The 23,987-nt window shown below is 60.2% G+C and carries 15 protein-coding genes and 2 riboswitches; of the genes, 9 read left to right on the forward strand and 6 right to left on the reverse strand.

The genetic code is table 11. From position 1 onward, the window contains the following. Positions 1-64: 64 nt before the first annotated feature. Positions 65-3,775, reverse strand: a complete 3,711-nt coding sequence (gene metH / locus HBO11_RS06325; RefSeq protein ID WP_169953279.1) for a methionine synthase — start codon at positions 3,773-3,775, stop codon at positions 65-67. A 165-nt stretch (positions 3,776-3,940) separates the two neighbouring features. On the opposite strand from metH, the gene HBO11_RS06330 reads away from it, so the two are divergent. Beyond that, positions 3,941-6,232, forward strand: coding sequence for a fatty acid cis/trans isomerase (locus HBO11_RS06330; RefSeq protein ID WP_169953281.1), 2,292 nt, complete (start codon positions 3,941-3,943; stop codon positions 6,230-6,232). Between the two features lie 86 nt (positions 6,233-6,318). Continuing rightward, on the forward strand, positions 6,319-6,903 hold the full coding sequence (nfuA, locus tag HBO11_RS06335) for a Fe-S biogenesis protein NfuA (RefSeq protein WP_003190728.1): 585 nt from the start codon (positions 6,319-6,321) through the stop codon (positions 6,901-6,903). 203 nt (positions 6,904-7,106) lie between these two features. On the opposite strand, the gene cobM is transcribed toward nfuA, so the two are convergent. The 5 genes from cobM to HBO11_RS06360 form a co-directional block, all read right to left on the reverse strand. Next, positions 7,107-7,853, reverse strand: a complete 747-nt coding sequence (cobM, locus tag HBO11_RS06340; RefSeq protein WP_169953283.1) for a precorrin-4 C(11)-methyltransferase — start codon at positions 7,851-7,853, stop codon at positions 7,107-7,109. Positions 7,854-7,933: 80 nt separating this feature from the next. Further along, on the reverse strand, positions 7,934-8,347 hold the full coding sequence (locus tag HBO11_RS06345) for a cobalamin biosynthesis protein (RefSeq protein WP_169953285.1): 414 nt from the start codon (positions 8,345-8,347) through the stop codon (positions 7,934-7,936). Next, complete coding sequence (locus HBO11_RS06350; protein ID WP_169953287.1) at positions 8,344-9,045, reverse strand: CbtA family protein; 702 nt, start codon at positions 9,043-9,045, stop codon at positions 8,344-8,346. Before HBO11_RS06350 ends, HBO11_RS06345 begins: the two co-directional genes overlap by 4 nt. A gap of 11 nt (positions 9,046-9,056) precedes the next feature. After that, positions 9,057-9,245 (reverse strand): CbtB-domain containing protein, encoded by a 189-nt coding sequence (locus HBO11_RS06355; RefSeq protein WP_131696627.1) that lies wholly within the window; start codon positions 9,243-9,245, stop codon positions 9,057-9,059. Positions 9,246-9,340: 95 nt separating this feature from the next. Further along, a riboswitch (cobalamin riboswitch) is annotated at positions 9,341-9,548 on the reverse strand. Positions 9,549-9,599: 51 nt separating this feature from the next. Beyond that, positions 9,600-10,310: a hypothetical protein gene (locus HBO11_RS06360; RefSeq protein ID WP_169953289.1), complete on the reverse strand. Its 711-nt coding sequence runs from the start codon at positions 10,308-10,310 to the stop codon at positions 9,600-9,602. Between the two features lie 664 nt (positions 10,311-10,974). Continuing rightward, positions 10,975-11,177: riboswitch (cobalamin riboswitch) on the forward strand. Positions 11,178-11,267: 90 nt separating this feature from the next. Between HBO11_RS06360 and cobW the strand changes: the two genes are divergently transcribed. The 7 genes from cobW to HBO11_RS06395 all read left to right on the forward strand — a co-directional run bounded on the left by cobW (position 11,268) and on the right by HBO11_RS06395 (position 23,918). After that, entirely contained in the window at positions 11,268-12,329 is a 1,062-nt protein-coding gene (gene cobW / locus HBO11_RS06365) for a cobalamin biosynthesis protein CobW (RefSeq protein WP_169953291.1), read from the forward strand. A 3-nt stretch (positions 12,330-12,332) separates the two neighbouring features. Then, complete coding sequence (gene cobN, locus HBO11_RS06370; protein ID WP_169953293.1) at positions 12,333-16,094, forward strand: cobaltochelatase subunit CobN; 3,762 nt, start codon at positions 12,333-12,335, stop codon at positions 16,092-16,094. After that, positions 16,094-17,092 carry an AAA family ATPase gene (locus tag HBO11_RS06375; protein WP_169953296.1) on the forward strand — a complete coding sequence of 333 codons (999 nt, stop codon included), beginning with the start codon at positions 16,094-16,096 and terminating at the stop codon, positions 17,090-17,092. Before cobN ends, HBO11_RS06375 begins: the two co-directional genes overlap by 1 nt. Before the next feature lie 53 nt (positions 17,093-17,145). Further along, complete coding sequence (locus tag HBO11_RS06380) at positions 17,146-17,784, forward strand: VWA domain-containing protein (protein ID WP_169953324.1); 639 nt, start codon at positions 17,146-17,148, stop codon at positions 17,782-17,784. A 75-nt stretch (positions 17,785-17,859) separates the two neighbouring features. After that, entirely contained in the window at positions 17,860-20,241 is a 2,382-nt protein-coding gene (gene vgrG, locus HBO11_RS06385; RefSeq protein ID WP_169953298.1) for a type VI secretion system Vgr family protein, read from the forward strand. 30 nt (positions 20,242-20,271) lie between these two features. Next, positions 20,272-23,031 carry a hypothetical protein gene (locus tag HBO11_RS06390; RefSeq protein WP_170058848.1) on the forward strand — a complete coding sequence of 920 codons (2,760 nt, stop codon included), beginning with the start codon at positions 20,272-20,274 and terminating at the stop codon, positions 23,029-23,031. Then, positions 23,031-23,918 carry a hypothetical protein gene (locus HBO11_RS06395; RefSeq protein ID WP_169957405.1) on the forward strand — a complete coding sequence of 296 codons (888 nt, stop codon included), beginning with the start codon at positions 23,031-23,033 and terminating at the stop codon, positions 23,916-23,918. Before HBO11_RS06390 ends, HBO11_RS06395 begins: the two co-directional genes overlap by 1 nt. Positions 23,919-23,987: the final 69 nt, after the last annotated feature.

Genomic DNA, 23,987 nt, shown 5'->3' on the forward strand with positions numbered 1-23,987 from the left:
CTTGCTCGTGAAAAAACCAAGGGCGCCGCGTCGCCCTTGTCAGCTCGCTTCTACAAAAAGCCGGTCAGTTGTCGTAACCCAGGTTCGGTGCGAGCCAGCGCTCGGTCACGGCCAGGTCCTGGTCTTTACGGGCGGTGTAGCTCGTCACCTGGTCCTTGTCGATCTTGCCCACGGCAAAGTACTGCGCCTGCGGGTGGGCGAAGTACCAGCCGCTGACCGCCGCCGCCGGGAACATCGCGTAGTGCTCGGTGAGGAACACGCCGCTGCGGCCCGCGTGCATCTCGCGAGCCTGGGGGTCGAGCAGTTGGAACAACTGGGCCTTCTCGGTGTGATCCGGGCACGCCGGGTAGCCGGGGGCAGGGCGGATACCGCTGTACTGCTCCTTGATCAGCGCCTCGTTGTCCAGCTCTTCATCCTTGGCATAGCCCCAGTAGTCTTTACGCACTTGCTGGTGCAGCCATTCGGCGCAGGCCTCGGCCAGGCGGTCGGCCAGGGCCTTGACCATGATCGAGTTGTAGTCGTCGCCCGCATCCTGGTAGGCCTTGGCCACTTCCTCGGCGCCGATGCCGGCGGTGGTGATAAAGCCTCCGATGTAGTCGGTCACGCCGCTGTCCTTGGGCGCCACAAAGTCGGCCAGGGAGAAGTTCGGCTTGCCGTCAGTCTTGATGATCTGCTGGCGCAGGTGATGCAGCTTGGCAATCGGCTGGCCATCGTCGCCGTACAGCTCCAGGTCATCCTCCTGCACCTGGTTGGTCGGCCAGAAGCCGAACACCGCGCGGGCGCTGATGAGTTGTTCGTCGATCAGCTTCTTGAGCATTTCCTGGGCGTCGGCGTACAGCGCGGTGGCGGCTTCACCCACCACCTCATCGGTGAGGATGCGCGGGAACTTGCCGGCCAGGTCCCAGGAAATAAAGAACGGCGTCCAGTCGATGTATTCGGCCAGCACCTTGAGGTCGATATTGTCCAGCACCTTGGCCCCGGTAAACTTAGGCTTGACCGGGGTGTAGGTGCTCCAGTCGAACTGTGGCTTCTTGGCGATGGCCGCCGCGTAGCTCAGGCGTTCGGTGCGGGCGCTGCGGTTGGAGGTGCGCTCGCGCACGTCGATGTATTCCAGGCGGGTCTTCTCGACAAACCCGGCCTTCAGCTCCTTGGACAGCAACTGCGTGGCCACGCCCACCGCACGCGAGGCGTCGGTCACGTAGATCACCGCGTCATTGCTGTACTTGGGCTCGATTTTCACCGCCGTGTGCGCCTTGGAGGTGGTAGCGCCACCGATCATCAGCGGCAGGTGGAAGTCCTGGCGCTGCATCTCGCGGGCCACGTGCACCATTTCATCCAGGGACGGGGTGATCAGCCCGGACAGGCCGATAATGTCGCACTTCTGCTCCTTGGCCACCTGCAGGATCTTCTCGGCGGGCACCATCACGCCCAGGTCGACGATGTCGTAGCCGTTGCATCCGAGCACCACGCCGACAATGTTCTTGCCGATATCGTGTACGTCGCCCTTGACCGTCGCCATGAGGATCTTGCCCTTGGCTTCCGGCTTGTCGCCTTTTTCCAGTTCGATAAACGGGATCAAGTGCGCCACGGCCTGCTTCATCACCCGTGCCGACTTCACCACCTGGGGCAGGAACATTTTACCGGCGCCAAACAGGTCGCCGACGATGTTCATGCCGGACATCAGCGGGCCTTCGATCACCTCGATCGGGCGCGCGAACGATTGCCGGGATTCTTCGGTGTCTTCGACGATATGGGTGGTAATGCCCTTGACCAGCGCGTGTTCCAGGCGCTTGTTAACTTCCCAGCCACGCCATTCCTCGGTCTCGGCTTCCTTGACGCTGCCGTCGCCCTTGTACTTGTCGGCGATGGCGAGGAGGGCGTCGGTGCCGTCCGGCGTGCGGTTGAGCACCACGTCTTCCACGGCGTCACGCAGCTCGGCCGGGATCTGGTCGTAGATCTCCAGTTGGCCGGCGTTGACGATGCCCATGGTCAGGCCGTTGCGGATCGCATACAGCAGGAACACCGAGTGGATCGCCTCGCGCACCGGGTTGTTGCCCCGGAACGAGAACGACACGTTGGACACACCACCGGAGGTCAGCGCATACGGCAGCTCGTCGCGGATGTAGGCACAGGCGTTGATAAAGTCGACGGCGTAGTTGTTGTGCTCTTCGATGCCGGTGGCCACGGCGAAGATGTTCGGGTCGAAGATGATGTCTTCGGGGGGGAAGCCCACTTCATTGACCAGAATGTCGTAGGAGCGCTTGCAGATCTCTTTCTTGCGCGCCTCGGTGTCGGCCTGGCCGGCTTCGTCGAACGCCATTACCACCACCGCCGCGCCGTAGCGCTTGCACAGCTTGGCGTGGTGGATGAACTGCTCGACGCCTTCCTTCATGCTGATGGAGTTGACGATGCCCTTGCCCTGGATGCACTTGAGGCCGGCTTCGATCACTTCCCACTTGGAGGAGTCGATCATGATCGGCACGCGGGAGATATCCGGCTCGCCGGCAATCAGATTGAGGAAGGTCACCATGGCCTTCTTCGAATCGAGCATGCCCTCGTCCATGTTGATGTCGATCACCTGGGCGCCGGCTTCCACTTGCTGCAGGGCGACTTCCAGGGCTTCGGTGTAGTTGTCCTCGCGGATCAGCCGGGCGAACTTGGCGGAACCGGTGATGTTCGTGCGTTCGCCGACGTTGACGAACAACGACTGGCGATCGATGGTGAACGGCTCCAGGCCCGACAGGCGGCAGGCCTTGGGAATGTCCGGGATCTGGCGCGGCGCGTAGCCGGCCACGGCCTTGGCGATGGCCTCGATATGCCCCGGCGTGGTGCCGCAGCAGCCGCCGACGATATTGAGGAAGCCGCTTTGGGCGAACTCTTCGATGACCTTGGCGGTTTGCGCTGGCAACTCGTCGTACTCGCCGAACTCGTTGGGCAGGCCGGCGTTGGGGTGCGCGGAAACGTAGGTGTTGGCCTTGTTCGACAGTTCTTCCAGGTATGGCCGCAACTCACTGGCACCCAGGGCACAGTTCAAACCCACGGAAATCGGCTTGGCGTGGCTGATGGAGTTCCAGAACGCTTCGGTGGTCTGGCCTGACAGGGTGCGCCCGGAGGCATCGGTGATGGTCCCGGAAATCATGATCGGCAACTCGACGCCGAGTTCTTCGTACACGCCCTGCACGGCGAAGATCGCGGCCTTGGCGTTGAGGGTGTCGAAGATGGTTTCGATGAGGATCATGTCCGCACCGCCTTCGATCAGGCCTTTGGTGGCTTCGGTGTAGTTCTCCACCAGTTCATCGAAGGTGACGTTGCGGTAGCCGGGGTTGTTCACGTCGGGCGACAGCGAGCAGGTGCGGCTGGTCGGGCCGAGTACGCCGGCGACGAAGCGCGGCTTGTCGGGGGTCTCGAGGGTCTTGGCGTCGGCGACCCGGCGGGCCAGGCGTGCGCCTTCCAGGTTCAACTCGTAGGCCAGGGCCTCCATGCCGTAGTCGGCCTGGGACACCTGGGTGGCGTTGAAGGTGTTGGTCTCGAGGATATCGGCACCGGCATCCAGGTACGCTTTCTCGATCCCGCCGATCACGTCCGGGCGGCTCAGGATCAACAGGTCATTGTTGCCCTTGACGTCGCTGGGCCAGTCGGCGAAGCGTTTGCCACGGTAGTCCTCTTCCTCCAGCTTGTAGCTCTGGATCATCGTGCCCATGCCGCCATCGAGGATCAGGATGCGTTCCTTGAGGGCTTGGTGGAGGGCTTGCAGGCGAGTGCTACGATCGGACATGGGACTACTCTAATCAGGCATTACGGAGGGCGTGGATCATAGCAAACCTGTGTGCTTTTAGAGCCTGCCTGGGTTTTGCATGAATATCGCTCATGTTGATAGCGGGCCGACATCGGTAGAATCGCGGCAATTTTTCAGCGCACGCATTGAATCGGGACCGGATACATGTCATTTCGCCTCATCACCAGCGCCGTCTTGGCACTGGTCGCCTGCCTAGCACAGGCCAACGGACCCGCCCCGGCGTTTTCCTATACCCGCGATATCCAACCGATTTTCACCGAGAAGTGCGTGGCCTGCCACGCCTGCTACGACTCCGCCTGCCAGCTCAACCTGGGCAGTGGCGAAGGCGCGGCACGCGGCGCGAGCAAAGTGCCGGTGTACGACGGCGAGCGCAGCCAGGCTGCGCAGCCGACCCGGCTGTTTTATGACGCCTTTGGCAAGGCCGCCTGGCAGCGCCAGGGGTTTGCCTCGGTACTGGATGCCCAGGGCAGCCAGGCGGCGCTGATGGCGCGCATGCTGGAACTGGGCCATAACACCCCATTGGCGCCCAATGCCAAGCTGCCCGATGAGATTGTGCTGGGCCTCAACCGCCAAAACATGTGCCCGCTACCGGGGGAGTTCGACGCCTACGCCGGCGCGCACCCCAAGGAAGGCATGCCCCTGGCCGTCACCGGCCTGACCGACCAGCAATACCAGACCCTGCAACGCTGGCTGGCGTCCGGTGCGCCCATTGATGAGCAGGGCCTGGCGCCCAGCGCCCAGGAAGCCTTGCAGGTACAGCAATGGGAAAACCTGCTGAACCAGCCCGGCGCCCGGGAAAGCCTGGTGGCGCGTTGGTTATTCGAACACCTGTTCCTCGCCCATATCTATTTCGAGGGCGGTGAGCCGGGGAATTTTTTCCAGTGGGTACGCTCGCGTACGCCCAGCGGCCAGCCCATCGACCTGATCAACACCCGTCGCCCGAATGACGACCCCGGCACCCAGGTGTACTACCGCCTGTGGCCGGTGCAAGGGGTGATCGTGCACAAGACCCACATCACGTACCCGTTCAGTGCGGCGAAGATGGCGCGGATCAAGGCGCTGTTCTACAGCGGCGACTGGCAGGTAGTGGCGCTGCCCGGCTACGGCCCTGGCCGTCGGGCCAATCCGTTTGAAACGTTCGAGGCGATCCCGGCCAAGGCGCGCTACCAGTTCATGCTGGATAACGCCGAATACTTCGTGCGCACCTTCATTCGCGGGCCGGTGTGCCGTGGGCAGATTGCCACGGACGTGATCCGCGACAACTTCTGGACCCTGTTCCAGGACCCGGAACACGACCTGTACATCACCGATGCGCGTTATCGCGGCCAGGCCACGCCGTTGCTGGCGATGCCGGGGCAGAACGATGACGTGGGCAGTGTGTTGGGCCTATGGCTGGCCTATCGCGACAAACGCAATGAATATGAGGCCCTGCGTCGCGACAACTACGCCGACCTGCCGGCGCCAGGCTGGTCGAGCCTATGGGAGGGCAATAACAACGCGTTGCTGAGCATCTTCCGCCATTTCGACAGCGCTTCTGTGACCAAAGGCCTGATTGGCGAAGTGCCACAGACGCTGTGGTTGTTCGATTATCCGTTGCTGGAACGCACCTATTACCAGTTGGCGGTCAATTTCGACGTGTTTGGCAACGTCTCGCACCAGGCCCAGACCCGCCTGTATTTCGACCTGATCCGTAATGGCGCCGAACAGAACTTCCTGCGCCTGATGCCGGCGGACTCGCGCGATGGGTACCTCGATGACTGGTACCAGAACAGCGGCAAGGTCAAGCTGTGGCTGGACTATGAGGCCATCGACAACGACAAGCCCACCGGCCTGAAACTGGACCCGCAGGACCCCAAGCGCGACTTTGCCAACCAGTTGCTTGCCCGTTATGGCGATTTGAATGCCAGCCCGGATCCGATCAACCGTTGCATCAGCGCCTATTGCTCGCGTCCTGGTATCGACCCGCAACTGCGCGATGCCGAACAAACCCTCAGCCGCCTGACCTCCAGGCCGGCGGCCGGGCTCAAGGTGATCGAACAATTGCCGGAAGCCACTATGCTGCGCATCCAGACCCGCAGCGGCAAACGCGAGGTCTACAGCCTGCTGCGCAACCGTGCCCACAGTAACGTGGCGTTTATGCTGGGCGAGGCTTATCGCTATCAGCCGGGCCTGGATACCCTGACGATCTACCCGGGCGTGCTCAGCAGCTACCCCAACTTCATCTTCAACGTGCCGGCCGAGGATGTGCCTGAGTTCGTCGAGGACATGGAGCGGGCCAGGGACGCCAAGCGTTTTGAACGGATTGTCGAGCGCTGGGGCATTCGCCGCAGCCACCCGCAGTTCTGGGAGTATTTCCACGATTTATCGCAGTACGTCCGTGAAACCACGCCGGTGGAAGAGGGTGTGCTGGATATGAATCGCTACGAGAACCTGTAAATATGGATTTGCCTGACAAAAATACTAGGACTTTGTACCGCCGAGGCGATTGGCGTAAACTGCCAGCAAGCCTGTGAGGAGTTCCCATGACTGCCATAACCATTACCGACGCCGCCCACGATTACCTGGCTGACCTGCTGTCCAAGCAGAACACCCCGGGTATCGGCATCCGCGTCTTCATTACCCAGCCTGGCACCCAGTACGCAGAGACGTGCATTGCCTACTGCAAGCCGGGCGAAGAAAAGCCTGAAGACACCGCCCTGGGGCTCAAGAGCTTCACTGCGTACATCGACGCCTTCAGCGAAGCGTTCCTGGATGATGCGGTGGTCGACTACGCCACCGATCGCATGGGCGGCCAACTGACCATCAAGGCGCCCAACGCCAAGGTGCCGAACGTCAACGCCGACAGCCCGGTCAACGAGCGCATCAACTACTACCTGCAAACCGAGATCAACCCGGGCCTGGCGAGCCATGGCGGCCAGGTCAGCCTGATCGACGTGGTGGATGACGGCATCGCCGTGCTCAAGTTCGGTGGCGGCTGCCAGGGCTGCGGCCAGGCCGACGTGACCTTGCGTGAGGGCATCGAGCGTACGTTGCTGGAGCGGATTCCCGAGCTCAAGGGCGTACGTGACGTGACTGACCATACGCAGAAAGAAAACGCCTACTACTAAGGCGTTCGCTGCAAACAAAAAACGGCGCCCGTGAGCGCCGTTTTTTATTGATTTAAATTAATGAGTTACACGAGCTATCTAACAAAGAGAATCAACTGTAGGAGCGGGCTTGCCCGCGATGACGCTGTGCCAGGCGACTTATCTATCGACTGTTTCACCGCTACCGCAGGCAAGCCAGCTCCCACAGGTTGTCTTGCGTGGTGTCAGGGCCGGTAGAGGTGGGCATGGCCTGCGCGATACAGCGAGGATTCGCTAAAGCCGTCGCTGGCCAGCACCCGGCCCACCACAATCAGCGCGGTGCGCCGGAACCCCTTCGCCGCGACCTTTTCGACAATGTCCGCCAAGGTGCCAATGGCCCAGTCCTGATCCGGCCACGTTGCCCGGTGCACCACGGCAATCGGGCAATCCGCACCATAATGTGGCAGCAGTTCGGCGACGATTTTCTCCAGGTGATTGACCCCCAAGTGCACCGCCATGGTGGTGCCATGGCTGGCCAGGCTGTCGAAGGATTCCCCCGCAGGCATCGTGGTTTTGTCGGCATAGCGGGTCAGGATCACGCTTTGGGCGATATCCGGCAAAGTCAGCTCCGCCTCCAGCAGCGCGGCACACGCGGCCACCGCAGTCACCCCTGGAATGATTTGGAAGGCAATCCCCAGCTGGCGCAAATGACGGATTTGCTCGCCAATCGCGCCATACAGGCTTGGATCGCCGGAGTGCACACGCGCTACGTCCTGGCCTTTTTCGTGGGCGTCCTTGATCAAGTCAATGATCTGCTCCAGGTGCAGTTCGGCACTGTTGACCACCAACTGGGCCTGATGGCCTTCAAGCACCGCGGCAGGCACCAGGGAGCCGGCATAGATAATCACCGGGCAACTGCGGATCAGCCGCTGGCCTTTGACGGTAATCAGTTCCGGGTCGCCGGGGCCTGCGCCGATGAAGTAGACGGTCATGGGACATTCCTGTGAAAAAGCGGGCAAGGCGGGCTGTAGATGAAGACCGCTCATGATCAAGGACGGGGATTATCGGGAATTCAGCCGGCGCACGCCAATGCAAAGGTGGCTTGCGGGCTTTTCTGGCGGTTGATCAACAGGCGGGCAGGGCGCTGGGCCAGCTGCGTGGCCAGGGCCAGGGCCGCGCTTTCAGCGATGCCATGGCAGCCGGTATGGGCAAAGGCGACGGCAGAGCGGTGGCTCAGTTGCGCTTCATGGCTCGCCAGTTGCTGGGCACTGAAAAACTTCAGCGGCAACCCCAGGCTGGCGGCCAGGGCCAGTAAACCCGGCTCATCCTGCTTGCGGTCGATACTCGCCAGTGCGCTGATGTGCCGAGGGTCGATCCCTGCGCCAGCCAAGGCTTCATTGAACAGCGCCAATAACGCCTCGACGCTGCAACCACTCTGGCAACCCAGGCCGACCACAAGGGCCGGCCGGGTGTTGGCCGTTGTCATGCCGAGTACTGATCGTCGCGGTTACGCCGGAACAACCAGGCACTGATCAGGCCCAGGGCCAGCCAGAACGCAACGTTGGTCAGCTGCGAAGCGATCTTGAACTGTGCTTCCAGAGCTTCTGGGGCGAGCATCGAGTGCACTTCGGGCTGTGGCGCGCCAACCACATGGGGCACCGCCAGGATGGCCACGCCGAGGATCTTCAGCAGCCAGTTGCGACCAAACACAATCAGCGCAATGCCGGCGGCAGTGGAGGCTGCAGTGCCGATCCACCAGATCTGCCGTTGCGCCAGGTCCGCCGCAGCGGTGCCGGGCAGCTCCGGTGGCAGGCCGAGGGTCGGCGCCAACACAAAGGTGGCGTAGCCGGCCAGGCCCCAGAGCAGGCCCTGGGCGGTGCGAGTCGGGGCACGCAGGGTGTAGAGGCCGGCGAGCATCAGTGCAAAACCTACGGCGACCACCAGGTTGCCGCCAGTGGTGGAGAGCACGCGCTGCCAGCCATTTTCCGGCTCCCAGGCCTCGGCGTCGTGGCTGTGGGCCGCAGCGCCAGGCGCATGCTCATGTACCTCGGTCGCGGCAGGGGCGTTTTCGAAGGTTTCCGCCTGCAGGATCAACGGGGCCACCCAGAAGCTCTGCAGCAGGGTCAGCAACAGGGCGGCCAGCAGGCCAGTGAAACCTGCGGTTTGCGCAATTCGCTTGATCATGGCGGCAGGTCTCAGTGGCACGGGAAGGCGGCGCTGTGGCGCGTATCGTGGGCAGCGTTGTGCACGGCCTCGATATGCGAGAACCCGGCGAAATACACCAGGCATGCACCGAGGATCGCCGCGCCGATCGCGGCGGTCAGGCGTTGGCTCAAGGTGGCGGAGCTGCTGGCGGTGTGTGAGGTGCTGCTGATGATCGACATGGCACGTCCCTTTCGAGTGGCAGGGTGACACGAGCGCATGAAAACCCCGCGAGCCGGGCACGCAGGGTTCTGAACAGCGCCCGCCCACCGCGGGTTTGTTATTTGATTTTTCGGGCCGGTCTCCGGGCTTGCGAGGGGGCTCTCCTGAGTCCTGAAAGCATCGCCTTCCCATGCCAAAAGCACAGTGGCTGTGACGCTTCGCTCGCTTACCGTTGCGGGGGCAGCACCGGACTGGTCATGCATGCATGATTGACCGGTTTCCCGTTTCACCCTGTAAAGGGCACCCGAAACAAGATGTGTAGGAGAGCATGGCCAGAGGGCGGGCGTCAAATAGACGAATTGACGCCTGCCTGATCAGCCAGGGCGACGCGGTGACGTGGAAACCCAATCTTCTGAGTAAAAAATACTGCCCAACCCAAATCTGTTGTCTGGTTTGCTTGGACGTGAGAGCGAGACAGGCTTTGTATCCAAATCCCAAAGCAGGTCAGGCCGCTTAAGAAGTTCTTGGGCAACTTTGGTTGCATTGTACGAAAAATGGCGGGTGCTTCTTGTTTGGCGTGCGGCCTCTCGCAGTTCGTTAAAGTTTACATAATGATCTTTGGGACCTTTGGCAAATTCGCGAAAGTAAATTCTCGCTTGGTCCAGCAGGGCTGCATCGCTGAGACTTTTGAAGTCTCCAGCGATAAGAGCGACTTGGTCCCAGGTCACATTACCGGAGTGCGAACCAAAGAGTGACTTGACTAGTTCTGGGCGGTTGATGACCTGCTTTGCAAGCTCTACTTGCTCTTGTGTGGCATCTCGTCCGTCGTGTAGTTTGCCTCTCGCCATACTTTTAAGCTCATCCAAGCGAAAGCTGTTGGATGTTTTAGCGCCTGGGACTTCCAAATCTATGAAATGGGCCAGTAGTTTTTCGGCCAGCATCGAGTGGGTGTAGCTCTCAAAATACGGAATGTCCGATGAGATGTTTTGTGTCGGTGCTAAGGTGGGAGAAGCGTCTTTGGGGAGTGTAGTGCGAGGTGCGTTAAGCATAGGCGCACTGGGTTGAATGCTTGCTGAAGACTTCATCGTGTTTGTATCCCCATTGAATAGGTGGGCTTGGGGTTGGATTGTTTGGAAAGCTGCCTTGAGAGTGAGTGATGTTTTTCAAGGCTGCTGTTCCTCATGCTGACTGCGAAATGGATTTCATTAAATTACAGCACCTCTTTAACTCGTATGGACTGGATAGCCAGGCTGGATTCAAGGCGGGCTTTTACATAAGGTGCTTTTACGGTCTGCACTACGTACAGGTCTTTGTAGTGCTGGCTAGTAACGCTCCTGAAAAGGCGATTAGGGGGCAGGCATGAGCAAACGTATAGTCAAAATTGTCCATGTCATAACGTCGATCTGGTCTCCTGCCAGGTCAGGGTCTATCAGAAATACTATGGGTTGATGTCTACGACAAAGTACGGTGGGAAACATCATTGTTCAGTGTCGGCAAAGATGGGAGGTTATTGATTTTAGGCGTTATAGCGAGTGATATTGGTTGAATTGCGTTTTCTGTTGAATTGATTGTCATCGTTCCAGCTAACGTGGATGCATATACAGTGTATTCAGTGGGTTGGTGAGAGGTGCGATAGTTATGTAGTGTTCGCGGCGTGACGGTTTCACTTTGGGTCCCCAGAGGTGAGGTGCACCCTTGAGTCACTAGATGCGTTTAGCTGCGCGACGTTGACCAGTTGCCGGGCACTGCGTAGCCTTGCACCTTCGAGGTTCTTCGGCTGCGGCCGAAGCTAAGAAGGGAACGCGGTTCAAGCCGCGGCTGCCCCCGCAACTGTAAAGGGTTTATCTGACTGCCACGCCACTGCCTGTACCAGGCGGGAAGGCGCAGCCAGCGCCAGCCGCAAGGCCAGCAAGCCCCAAGCCAGGAGACCTGCCTCGCAACCGATTTTCCATTTCAACCGGGCGGGGTGATCCGGTGACGAATCCAGCACCTGCGCCGCCGCAGGGCCAGTCGTCCCGTATGCCCGCCCCAAAGGGCATCCGATGAAAACACTGGCCAAACTCCCCGTCACTATCGTCACCGGCTTTCTCGGCTCGGGCAAAACCACCTTGCTGCGCCACATGCTGGACAACGCCCAGGGCCGGCGCATTGCGGTGATCGTCAACGAATTCGGCGAACTGGGCATCGACGGCGAGATCCTCAAGCAGTGCTCCATCGGTTGCACCGAAGAAGAAGCCAACGGCCGTGTCTACGAACTGGCCAACGGCTGCCTGTGCTGCACCGTGCAGGAAGAGTTCTTCCCGGTGATGCGTGAACTGGTGGCGCGCCGTGGCGACCTCGACCATATCCTCATCGAAACCTCCGGCCTGGCCCTGCCCAAGCCGTTGGTCCAGGCCTTCCAGTGGCCGGAAATCCGCAGTGCCTGCACGGTTGACGCGGTGATCACCGTGGTCGACAGCCCGGCCGTAGCCGCCGGCACCTTCGCCGCATTCCCCGACCAGGTCGACGCCATGCGCAAACTCGACCCCAACCTGGACCACGAATCGCCACTGCACGAGCTGTTCGCCGACCAACTGGCCAGCGCCGACCTGGTGATCCTCAATAAAACCGACCTGATCAGCCCCGAAGACCTGGCCCGTGTACGCCTGGAAGTCGCCGAAGAACTGCCGCCAGCAGTGAAAATCGTCGAGGCCAGCAGCGGCCGCCTGCCCCTGGACGTGTTAATTGGCCTGGGCGCCGGCTCCGAGGAGCATATCGACGGGCGCCATAGCCATCACGATCATCACCACGAAGGTGAAGACGACCACGATCACGATGCGTTCGATTCCATCTCCATCGACCTGCCACAGGCTGATGAAGCGCTGCTGCTCGACGCCCTGACGCAATTGGTGGTGCAGCACGGCATTCTGCGGGTCAAAGGCTTCGCCGCGATCCCCAACAAGCCGATGCGCCTGTTGATCCAGGGCGTGGGTACGCGCTTTGACAAGCACTTCGACCGCGCCTGGGGGGCTGACGAAGCACGCATCACGCGTCTGGTGCTGATCGGCCAGGACCTGGACGCAGCAGGCCTGGAAGCGCAATTGCGCGCTGCCCTCAGCGTTTAACCCATGCATCTGCTCAGGACCCAGCCCGGTGGCTTCGTCTCCGATGACAACATCGCCGACCTTGGACAGACCCCCGCCGAGCTTGTGATCCTGTGCAGCGGTGATTCCAGCGTGGCGCTGTTGGCCGAAGCCGCCCAGCAACTGCCCGACGACTACCCGAGCCTGCGCCTGGCCAACCCGATGCAGGTGCAGAATCACGCGTCGGTGGACCTGTATGTGGACGAGGTGTTGCGCCACGCCAAGGTCATCCTGATATCCCTGCATGGCGGCATCGGCTACTGGCGCTACGGTATCCAGCGCCTGGTGGAGTTGGCCGGGCAGGGCGTGCAGTTGATCCTGGTGCCGGGGGATGACCGTCCCGACCCCGAACTCAGCGGCCTGAGCACCGTGGATGCGCAGGCGCGTGAGCGCCTGTGGCATTTTCTGCGCCAGGGCGGGCTGGGGAATGCGCTGGATTTCTATCGCTGCCTGGCCAGTAGCTACCTGGGCCGCGATTACCCCTGGGCCGAACCGCAAACCCTGCCGCGCACGGCGATTTATCACCCCCGCATCGCCAATGCGCGCCTCAGTGACTGGCAGGCGGACTGGAGCACCGATTGGCCGGTGGCAGCGGTGCTGTTCTACCGCTCGCACTTGCAGGCGGCCAATACCGCTTTTATCGACGTGTTCTGCCAGCGCTTGCAGGCGGCGGGCCTGAATCCGCTGCCAATGGCGGTGGCCAGTTTGAAGGAGCCCGGCTGCCTGACGGTGGTCGAGGATCTGCTGGATGAGGTGCAGGCGGCGGTGATACTGAACACCACCGGCTTTGCCCAATCCAGCCCGGAAACGCCCCATTTGCGGCCGTTTCGCCGCAATATCCCGGTGATCCAGGCCATCTGCGCCCAGGACAACCAACCCGGTTGGGAAGCCAGCGAACAAGGCCTTGGCCCGCGCGACCTGGCGATGCACATTGCCTTGCCGGAACTGGACGGGCGCATCATCAGCCGCCCGATCAGCTTCAAGGACCTGGCCTGGCGCAGCGAGCGCAGCCAGTCGGACGTGGTGTGCTACCGCGCAGCCCCCGAACGCATGGACTTTGTGGCCGAACTGGCGCGGCGCTGGGTCGAACTGGCCCGGGTGCCGAATGCAGAAAAACGCATCGCCCTGATCCTGGCCAACTACCCGACGCGCGACGGGCGCATCGGTAACGGCGTGGGCCTGGATACGCCGGCTGCGGCCTTGAATATCCTGCGTGCCCTGCAAGCCAAGGGTTATCCGCTGCCGCTCACGTTGCCGGACAGCGGCACCGCCTTGATCCACGAGCTGCTCGGCGGTGTGACCAACGACCTCGACAGCCTCGACCTGCGCCCCTGCCATCAAAGCCTGGGGCTGGACGATTACCAGGCGATGTTCAATCGCTTGCCCGAGGCCAACCGCCAGGCTGTGCTGGAACGCTGGGGCACGCCCCATAACGATCCGATGTGCCGCGATGGGCGCATGATGATCGCCGGCCTGCGCCTGGGCCTGACCTTTGTCGGCATCCAGCCGGCGCGGGGTTACCAGGTGGATGCCAGCGCGGTGTACCACGACCCGGACCTGGTACCGCCCCACGCTTACCTGGCGTTTTATTTCTGGCTGCGCCACACCTACGGCGCCCACGGCGTGATCCACGTGGGCAAGCATGGCAACCTGGAATGGCTGCCGGGCAAAGGCGTCGGGCTGTCGGAGAACTGCTGGCCGGATGCGTTGCTGGGGCCGCTGCCCAATATCTACCCGTTTATCGTCAACGACCCGGGCGAGGGGGCCCAGGCCAAGCGCCGCACCCAGGCGGTGATCATCGATCACTTGATGCCGCCGCTGACCCGCGCCGAGACTTACGGCCCGCTGCGTAACCTGGAACTGTTGGCGGATGAGTATTACGAAGCGCAGTTGCTCGACCCGCGACGGGCCCTGGAGCTGCAAAAGGACATCCTCAAGCTGGTGCGCGAAACCCGCATCGATCAGGAGCTTGCGCTGGATAACGAGGCCGACGCTGCCGTGTGGCTGCCGCGCCTGGACACCTACCTGTGTGACCTGAAGGAATCGCAGATCCGCGACGGCCTGCATATCTTTGGCGAATCGCCCGAGGGGCGCCTGCGTATCGATACCTTGTTGGCCCTGCTGCGCATCCCGCGTGGCGACGGGCGCGGCCCGCAATCAAGCCTGCTGCGCGTGTTGGCCAAGGCCTTCGAGCTGGGCTTTGACCCGCTCGATTGCGCCCTGGCCGAACCCTGGACCGGGCGCCGCCCCGACGTGTTGCAGAAGATCGACGGGCAGTTGTGGCGCACCGCCGGCGATACCCGCGAGCGTCTGGAGCTGTACGCGGCGCGGTTGATCGAACAGGCACTGGAAGGGCCCCTCGAACAGCTTGAGGAGCCCGGCTGGGAAGATGTGAAATCCGTGGTCGAAAGCCTGCGCATCGTCGTCGCACCGCGCCTGGATGCCTGTGGCCCGGCGGAAATGCGCGGCTTGCTGGATGCCTTGGACGGTCGTTTCGTACCGGCGGGGCCTAGCGGCGCACCGAGCCGTGGGCGCCTCGATGTGCTGCCGACCGGGCGTAACTTTTTCACCGTCGATGTGCGTAACCTGCCCACCACCACTGCCTGGCGTATCGGCTTCCAGTCCGCCAACCTGATGCTTGAGCGGCACCTGCAGGACCATGGTGACCATCTGCGCCAGCTCGGGCTTTCGGTGTGGGGCACCGCGACCATGCGCACCGGCGGTGACGACATCGCCCAGGCCATGGCGTTGATGGGCGTGCGACCGGTATGGGCCACGGGCAGCCAGCGTGTCGATGACTTTGAAATCCTGCCCATCAGCTTGCTTGACCGCCCGCGAGTTGACGTTACGTTGCGGGTGTCCGGGTTCTTCCGCGATGCCTTCGCCAACCTGATCCGCTTGTTCGATGCTGCGGTGCAGGCGGTCGCGGCGCTGGATGAACCGGACGACCTAAACCCCCTGGCGGCTAAGGTGCGCAGCGAGCGCGAGGCGCTGCGCAAGTCTGGCCTGGATGAAGAGGCTGCGGCCAGGCAGGCCGGCTGGCGCATTTTCGGGGCCAAGCCCGGTGCCTATGGCGCGGGCGTGCAGGGCGCGATTGACGCTCGCCTGTGGCAAAGCCGCGCAGACCTGGCCGAGGTCTACCTCAATTGGGGTGGCTACGCCTATGGTGGCTCTGATGAAGGCACTGCGGCCCGTGAACAGTTCGCCCAGCGCCTGAGCCAGGTGCAGGCCGTGTTGCAGAACCAGGACAACCGCGAGCACGACTTGCTCGACTCCAATGACTACTACCAATTCCAGGGCGGCATGCTCGCGGCCGTGGAAACCCTCAGTGGCAGCAAGGCTGCCAGCTATCATGGCGATCACAGCCAGCCGGACCTGCCGAAGATCCGCACGCTGAAGGAAGAGCTGAACCGGGTGATCCGCTCCCGCGCGGCCAATCCCAAGTGGATCGAAGGGGTCAAGCGCCACGGCTACAAAGGCGCGTTCGAGATGGCGGCAACGGTGGACAATCTGTTTGCCTTTGACGCCACTACTGCGCTGATCGACGATCACCAATATGCACTGCTGGCCGATGCCTACCTGCTCGACCCCGACACCCGGGCGTTTGTGCAACAGCACAACCCCGACGCCTTGCGCGACATGACCGAGCGCATGCTGGAAGCCCAGCAGCGTGGCATGTGGCAGGAGCCGGGGGCCTACCGCGAGGCATTGGAAAACCTGTTGCTGGACATAGAAGAAGACAGTTGATGACTGACATCCCCCATTTCCCACTGTCGGCAGTGGTCGGCGCCGACGACCTGAAGCTTGCCCTGTGCCTGACCGCCATCGACCCGAAGATCGGTGGCGTGCTGATCGAAGGCCCGCGCGGCATGGCCAAGTCCACCCTGGCCCGTGGCTTGGCGGACCTGTTGGCCAGCGGGCAGTTCGTCACCTTGCCGTTGGGCGCCACCGAAGAGCGTTTGGTCGGCACCCTGGACCTGGATGCGGCGCTGAGCGAAGGCCGTGCGCAGTTTTCCCCGGGCGTGCTGGCCAAGGCTGACGGCGGCGTGTTGTACGTGGATGAAGTCAACCTGCTGCCCGATCACCTGGTGGACTTGTTGCTCGACGTCGCCGCCAGTGGCACCAACCTGATCGAGCGCGATGGCATCTCCCACCGGCACTCGGCGCGTTTTGTGCTGATCGGCACGATGAACCCGGAGGAGGGTGAATTGCGTCCGCAGTTGCTGGATCGGTTTGGTTTCAACGTGGCATTGAGCGGGCAGACTTTGCCGGCCGAGCGCGGGCAGATCATTCGCCGGCGCCTGGATTTCGATAGCGACCCCGGCGCGTTCTGCGCGCAGTGGGCTGACCAGCAAGCGGCGCTGCGCGCGCGTTGCACCCAGGCCCGTGCACGCCTGGAAAGCATCGCCCTGGATGACCAGGCCCTGGCACAGATTACCGAGCGCTGCTTTGCCGCTGGTGTCGACGGCCTGCGTGCCGATCTGGTGTGGTTGCGCGGCGCGCGGGCCCATGCGGCGTGGCGTGGGGTTGCGGCCATCGCTGAAGAAGATATAGAGGCCGTTGCCGAATTTGCCTTGCGCCATCGTCGCCAGGAGCAAGCACCGCCTGCAGGCAGGTCCGATCAGGGCCAGGCGCCCCAGCCTTCAGATAGCGCGTCGGGCCAGGGCCAATGGGGCGAAATGCCCGCACCCGCATTGCCCACGGGTGCTCGCCGAGAAGTGCCTAGCTGGCCAAAAAAGCCCTAGGCATCCGCCCCCGACCTGATACGGGGGCGGATGCCCGTCCCAAAGCAGGGCGACTGGACAGGGGCCGCCAGGGCAAGGCGCGCAGCGCGCAGCAGGGCTCGGTCAACTGGCCGGGCACCCTGCTGGGGGGGCGGCCGCAATCTCGTGAAGACCTGCGCTATCACCTGCGCAGCTGTTCGGCCCATGAGTTGTGGCTGGTGATCGTGGATGCGTCGGCCTCCACCCGGCGGCATCGTGCATTAACCGACGCCAAGGGCTTGCTGGCCCAGCTGTTTGACGATGCTTATCGACAGCGCGCACGTATGGCATTGCTGACGGCCAGCGGGCAGGCGCCGAAGTGGCAGGTACAGGGGTTGAAAGCAGCGAAAGGCTTGGCGGGCTGGCTGGATCAGTTGGGCGCGGGCGGTGGTACGCCGCTGCTGGCGGCGTTGACCGAGGCTGGGCATTGGCTGGCGGCGCGGCGCAAGCGGTATCCGGCTGAGCAGCAGCGTGTGTTAGTGATTACGGATGGGCGGCTGAAAGCGATTGCCGGATGGCCGCAATTGGATTGCCCAGGGCTGCTGATTGATATCGAACGTGGGCCGATTCGGTTGGGCAAGGCTCAGGAGCTGGCGGCCGGGTTGCAGGTGGAGTATCGACATATCGATAGCCTGTCGACGCTCAATCAGATTCCGGAAGCACCCTTCTTGTAAAGTCGAATCTTCCGACATTATTCGCCGATAACAAATCTTTACTCTCTGAGCTCTCTCGCGTTCAGGAGTAAAGGGATGACTTCCAGCGTATTACCGAGCGTTTTTTTCGATCACTGCCGACACACGCTATGGGTGCGCAACGTTCCTGCCTCGCTGGACGTCCTCGCCTTCGAAGGTCAGGAGCGGCTAAGCGAACCATTCTCCTATCACATCGAATTCACCAGCACCGAACGCGACCTCCCCGCCGAAACCCTGCTCGGCCAAGACGTCTGTTTCAGCCTGCACGCGCCGCCGAAAAAGCTGCCCTTGTTAGTTTTGACGCCACCCCCGATCAAACCCCTGCGCACCCTGCACGGCGTGATCACCAGCTTCAAGCGCCAGTCCGGCTCCAACGACCAGGCCAGTTATGCAATCACCTTGCAACCACGCCTGGCCCTGCTCGCGCGCAGCCGTCAGTTCCGCATCTACCAGCACCAATCGGTGCCGCAAATCGTCGAAAGCATCCTGCGCAGCCGCCACGACTTTGAAGGCCAAGACTTTCTCTTCAGCCTCAAACGCGACTACCCCAAGCGCGAACAGGTCATGCAACACGGCGAAAGCGACCTGGCCTTCATCACCCGCCTGCTGGCGCAAGTGGGTATCTGGTACCGCTTCACCAGTGACGAGCGCCTGCGCATTGATGTGGTCGAGTTCTGCGACGATCAACGCCTCTACCAGTTCAACGTCGAACTGCCTTACCACCCACAATCCGGCCTCAGCAGCAGCGACCAGGACAGCGTGTGGAACCTGCAATCCAACCATCAGGTAGTCGAGCAACAGGTGCATTTTCGCGCCTACCACCACCGCGACGCCCGCGCGCACCTGAACGGCGACATTGACCAGACCCGCGGCGCCAAAACCACCTACGGCGAGGCCTACCACTACGCCGAACCCTACAAAGCCCTCGGCGACCGGCTGGATCAGGACGAAGACCTGCTCAGCGAAAGCGGCTATTTCTACGCGCGCCTGCGCCACGAACGCTACCTCAACGATCAGACCCAACTCAACGGCGTCACCAGCAGCGCCACCCTGGCGCCGGGCCAGGTGCTCAAAGTCACCGGCGGTGCGCCCCAGGCTTTTACACCTGGAGCGGTGATCACCGGCCTGACAACCACCGCCGCCCGTGACAGCAGCTTCATCGCCACCTTTGAGGCCATCCCCTACTCAGAAAGCGTGTGCTTTCGCCCGGCACTCAAGGACAAACCTCTGATCGCTGGCAGTATCCCCGCCCGCGTCACCAGCAACCAGGCCAACGACCCCTATGCTCATATCGACCTGGAAGGGCGCTACCGGGTGCAGTTCCTGTTCGACCGCGACAGCTGGACGCCGGGTCAGGAAAGCCTCTGGCTACGCCTGGCCCGGTCCTATGCCGGCGACACCCACGGCTTGCACCTACCGCTGATTGCCGGCACCGAAGTGGCGGTGGCCTTCGAACAAGGCGACCCCGACCGCCCCTACATCGCCCACGCCCTGCACGACAGTCAGCACGTCGACCACGTGACCTTGCGCAACTACAAACGCAACGTCCTGCGCACCCCGGCGAACAACAAACTGCGCATGGACGACACGCGGGGGCAGGAGCACGTCAAGCTGAGTACCGAGCACAGTGGCAAGAGCCAGCTCAACCTTGGGCATTTGGTGGATGGTGAGCGCCAACCGCGAGGCCAGGGAGCCGAATTGCGTACCGATGGTCATGCCGCCATTCGTGCGGGCAGGGGCATCTTCATCAGCGCTGACGCACAGCCCAAAGCGCAGGGCCAAATGCTTGAAATGAGCGCAGCGGTTGGTCGACTCCAGCAGGCGGGCGAACAGTTGGATGGGTTGTCGGTAGACGCCCAGGAAGCCCACGCAGATCCCGCCGATGTACAGGCGCAGTTGAAGTTTCTCAAGCAACACCTAGAGCAACTCAAGTCGTCCGTGCTGATGATCAGCGCGCCTGATGGTGTTGCCATGACCAGCGGCCAGCACCTGCAACTGGCCGCGCAACACGACCTCATGATCAACGCCGGGGCCGAGGCAGATATCAGCGTGGTCAAGCGGCTGTTTATCGGCGTGGGTCAAGGGATGAGCCTGTTTGTGCGCAAGCTGGGGATCAAGCTGATCGCTAATCAGGGGGCGGTAAAGATCCAGGCGCAAAACGACAAGCTGGAGTTACTCGCGCGTCACGGCTTGGAGATCACCAGTACCGAGGACGAGATTCATATCACGGCGAAAAAGAAGATCACCCTCAACGCAGGGGGCAGCTACATCACCCTCAATCCGAGCAGTATCGAGTACGGGACTCAGGGGGACTACCTCGTCAAGTCGGCGTACTTCGACTTACTGGCCCCAGCCCAACAAGCTCTGGATATGCCGCAGCTCCCTCAATTGACCGAGCATAAATCCAAGGCCAACGGGCCTGTGGATTTCTCTGGCTGATTCCTTTGCGAACCAGGAGCGAATCACATCATGGCTAACTTGTTCTCTGTGTTTTTTAACCTTCTAAACCCTGGCCGCAAGGCGCAGGTTTATGTGCCGGTTGCATTGACTTCAGCAGCGCCGCAGATACCGTTGGAAGAGGCTCCCGCGTTAACGCAAACAAATGCCAATACACTGCAACCGTTGAAAAATTGGTGCCATCCCTTTAAGGGCAAAAGCAACTCACTGCTTCAATTAACCCAAATGGCCAAGGCCGCTACGGGCTACTACCCATTGGGCCGCAATGGCCTGTGGCACGGCGGGGTGCATTTCGACGGCGGCACGGCCGGTACCTTGGATCAATCCAGCGTGCATTGCCTGGCCGACGGCGACGTGGTGGCCTACCGCATCGATGAACGCTCGCCGACCACCACTTACTTCACTGAAGAACTGTGTGTACCCAAGCCATTTTCACGTAACTTTGTGCTGGTCCGCCATCGCCTCCAAGCACCCCAGATTGAAGGGAGCCCCGACGTACCGCCGAGCCTAATCTTTTATAGCCTGTATATGCACTTGCAGGACTGGGCGGTTTATCGGAATGACCCTTCCATCCTCCGTCCGGCATTTTGGCCCGAGGGGCAGACTCGGCGGGTCAAGATGACGGTTAGTGATGTACGCACAGGTCCTCCTGAGCAACGTGGCCTGAATGTGCGTAACCAGGCGCGGGTCGGCAAGGTATTGGCGCTGCTGCCACAGGGCGCAGAAGTGACCGTCAGCGGGGAGGGTGAATACCGCAAGCTGGAAAGCACTAACGGGCCAGATATACTGAAAAAAGCCGACGGCTCACTGCTCGGTTTCCTTTCGGTTGATTATCTGGTCCCCGTCGTCGGAGATGAGTATCGGGTCAAAGCGACGCCTTCACTGCGCGTCCGCGCAGAAGCCAACACCAGAAGCGCCGTCCTTATGGAATTACCCGACGGCACGGAAGTTACCGTGAGCGGTGAAGGTCCGTTCCGCAAGTTGGAGCGTGTTAATCAATACGTTCATTTCAACTCGCTGGAAGGCGCCCCGGAACCGCTAGCTGACCGCATCGTGGTGCTCGATCAGCCCTTCCCGATCAAGGCGGGCGATTTGATCGGACACATTGGCGAGTATCAAGGCGGCAATGCCGAGCACCCGGAAAAGAAGCTGCACCTGGAAGTGTTCAGTGCCGACCACGTGGAGCCATTTATCGAGGCAAGCCGTGCCTGGGCCCAGCGACTGCCCGCCGCCAGCAAGACCTGGCTGAAATTCTCCAAGGGCACCGCAGTGGTGACGCATCAAGAGCGTTTCAACGCCACACAACCACCCACACTCAGCGCTGCCAGCACGCCCAGTGATGCTGATCTGCGGGTGCCCAAAAGCCTGATTGATGGCCTGCCGGCAGACAAAAAAATCGTAGTCACCGCAACGCCAGATCGAAGCGCCTGCAACTGGTATCGACTTGATGGGCTATTCCACGACGAGAACGGTGTGTTACTTGATGGTTGGGTGCGTGAAGAAGTGGGCGTTACACCATGGTTCAGTCCATGGTCGTGGGAGGGCTACGACATCGTCTTCAACTATGACTCCCCTCGGCAAACCCTGGCGTCCTTTTTTCGGGCCGTAGGCCGTTTCAGTCAGGAGCAACTCGAACGCTACGGTAACTTGGCCGATAAGTCTGATGAAGGACGAATGAAGAATCGCCTGTACGACATCATCGATCGAGACCGTGATGGAGTGGTGACGGCTGAAGAGTTACAGGCAGCGATTGCTTTACCGGCGCACGCGCAGTCGTTGTCGCAACTGGTCATCCACTACGAAAGCGAGTGGCGCCACGAACCTTACAAGTGGGATGCGCTGGACGATGTACTGGGGCATAGCGGCTCGACTCCACTTTTGAACTGGGTGGCGGAGAAGGAGCGGATCAAGGAGATCAGTTGGTGGAATGAGGTGGCGGAGGGAGTTGGATTGCCGAAACACGGCCAGGTTTATCATCTGCATCCGATAGGCATGCTTAGTTACTTTGCTGCAGCCTCTGAACGTCAACTAATAACCCGTGCCATGCTAAAAAAAGCGAGATCTACTATAGAAGACTCTTATTGTGATGCAATATTGCCTGTCTTAAATAAATATGCAAAATTATATAGTGTTAATACTCCTCTTAGAGTTTCGCATCTGTTGGCGCAGGTTGGTCACGAAAGTGGGTTTAAGGTGCGGGAAGAAAACTTGAGCTATACACCAGTTCGCATGAGGAAAATTTTTGGCTGTCGAAATAATCAAGCCGGCTACGATGATTCAAAGGATGAGTGTGTTTCTTTGCCGAGACTTCGCCCTAAACTTTGGAGTGATTCAGGCATGTATGCCAATAATTCAACTAATTTAGGAAGTTATGTTTATGCCAATAGGAATGGTAATGGAGATGAGACAAGCCAAGAAGGATATAAATATCGCGGACGAGGAATTATTCAGTTGACTGGAAAAAACAATTATCGTGAGTATTCTCGTATACATAATCAAAAAGACCCTTCCGATCCTAGAGATTTTCTGGATAACCCAGATTTAATAGTCACCGATTTGAAGTATGGGGTTGAGTCAGCTTTTGTCTGGTGGAGCATGAGTGGAATGAATGATGTGATTGAGCGTTCGTACGTATTGAGAACTGAAGAAAGAATTGCTGAGCATGTTGCAGATGTTTCGAGACGAGTGAATGGGGGTGTGATTGGGTTGGAGGAACGTGTTTCTCTTTTTAATGAGTTGCGGAGCATGGTTGAGTTGGAGCTGAATTCTTAATGGGTAAGCTTTTTTTATTCGTGCTGTTTGGATGTTCGGCGTCAATTTGTGCTGAAGGTGGGAGCTATTCTTTAAATCCAAGCTTCCATGATGCCCAGACAGTTGAGTTCGTGTCGATGGATGGCGAGCGTGGCCGAACTATAAAAGGCCGCCTGTCAGGTAAAAATGGAGTGCAGTACCATATTCCCGATGTGTGCGAGCCTGAGGGTGGGGAAGCTGCGCTAGTTGATGCTTATGCTGTAAAAGGAAAGGAAAGTTATTTTCTATTTACTTGTGCTTGGAACGTTCAGCATTCTGGTGTTGGTATTGAGGGGACCCAATATGAGACTTTCGTTTATACTCAGGGAAATCCAGGCTTAATAGTAAGGCAGGCGGAATTCTCCAGAAATTTGTCCGGTTATGAAGGGCGTTTAGAGGGTGGAGTTAGAAGCCACTTTTGGTACTCAAAGCGTAAAATTGCCAGTGTGAAAATGCTTGAGCTTGAGGCTGGAAAGTCGATGGACTCTATATCTCTGGCAAGTAGTGTTGTTCGAGATCGCCTGAGTGATGCAGATGTAGATGCAATAAAGGCCTATCTTGGGGGTGAGCGAATCCAGCAGTTGCTTGTGGATTCTCCTGTCGGCAGATCTACTGTAGTTGCGTACAATGATATTGGCTACGCGTTGGCGTTCGCTGGTGAGGAAGTGATGGCGTATGAAATATTGAAAAGGGTAGAGGCAGTTGCTCCTGGTAGAGTTGTTCTCAAGTTAAATATTGCTGATGTATTATGGTCGTCCGACAAAGAACAGTCGAGGGTATATTATAAGCAATATGTTAGTTTGATGGGGGAGGCTGGAAAGGAAAGGTTAATTCCGTTAAGAGTGATTGAGCGTATTAATTCTAATTGATGGTGTGAAATGGCTAAGTTTTTGCCTCGTGTTGCAGGAGCGGTTGGTGCTGGCGCTTTTTAGTGGTGC

Source organism: Pseudomonas sp. WS 5010 (assembly GCF_012985565.1).
Taxonomy (GTDB): domain Bacteria; phylum Pseudomonadota; class Gammaproteobacteria; order Pseudomonadales; family Pseudomonadaceae; genus Aquipseudomonas.

Excerpts from the sequence above, each read along its gene's own strand:
- metH (WP_169953279.1), bottom strand. The coding sequence starts at position 3,775 with ATGTCCGATCGTAGCACTCGCCTGCAAGCCCTCCACCAAGCCCTCAAG.
- HBO11_RS06330 (WP_169953281.1), top strand. The coding sequence starts at position 3,941 with ATGTCATTTCGCCTCATCACCAGCGCCGTCTTGGCACTGGTCGCCTGC.
- nfuA (WP_003190728.1), top strand. The coding sequence starts at position 6,319 with ATGACTGCCATAACCATTACCGACGCCGCCCACGATTACCTGGCTGAC.
- cobM (WP_169953283.1), bottom strand. The coding sequence starts at position 7,853 with ATGACCGTCTACTTCATCGGCGCAGGCCCCGGCGACCCGGAACTGATT.
- HBO11_RS06345 (WP_169953285.1), bottom strand. The coding sequence starts at position 8,347 with ATGACAACGGCCAACACCCGGCCGGCCCTTGTGGTCGGCCTGGGTTGC.
- HBO11_RS06350 (WP_169953287.1), bottom strand. The coding sequence starts at position 9,045 with ATGATCAAGCGAATTGCGCAAACCGCAGGTTTCACTGGCCTGCTGGCC.
- HBO11_RS06355 (WP_131696627.1), bottom strand. The coding sequence starts at position 9,245 with ATGTCGATCATCAGCAGCACCTCACACACCGCCAGCAGCTCCGCCACC.
- HBO11_RS06360 (WP_169953289.1), bottom strand. The coding sequence starts at position 10,310 with ATGAAGTCTTCAGCAAGCATTCAACCCAGTGCGCCTATGCTTAACGCA.
- cobW (WP_169953291.1), top strand. The coding sequence starts at position 11,268 with ATGAAAACACTGGCCAAACTCCCCGTCACTATCGTCACCGGCTTTCTC.
- cobN (WP_169953293.1), top strand. The coding sequence starts at position 12,333 with ATGCATCTGCTCAGGACCCAGCCCGGTGGCTTCGTCTCCGATGACAAC.
- HBO11_RS06375 (WP_169953296.1), top strand. The coding sequence starts at position 16,094 with ATGACTGACATCCCCCATTTCCCACTGTCGGCAGTGGTCGGCGCCGAC.
- vgrG (WP_169953298.1), top strand. The coding sequence starts at position 17,860 with ATGACTTCCAGCGTATTACCGAGCGTTTTTTTCGATCACTGCCGACAC.
- HBO11_RS06390 (WP_170058848.1), top strand. The coding sequence starts at position 20,272 with ATGGCTAACTTGTTCTCTGTGTTTTTTAACCTTCTAAACCCTGGCCGC.
- HBO11_RS06395 (WP_169957405.1), top strand. The coding sequence starts at position 23,031 with ATGGGTAAGCTTTTTTTATTCGTGCTGTTTGGATGTTCGGCGTCAATT.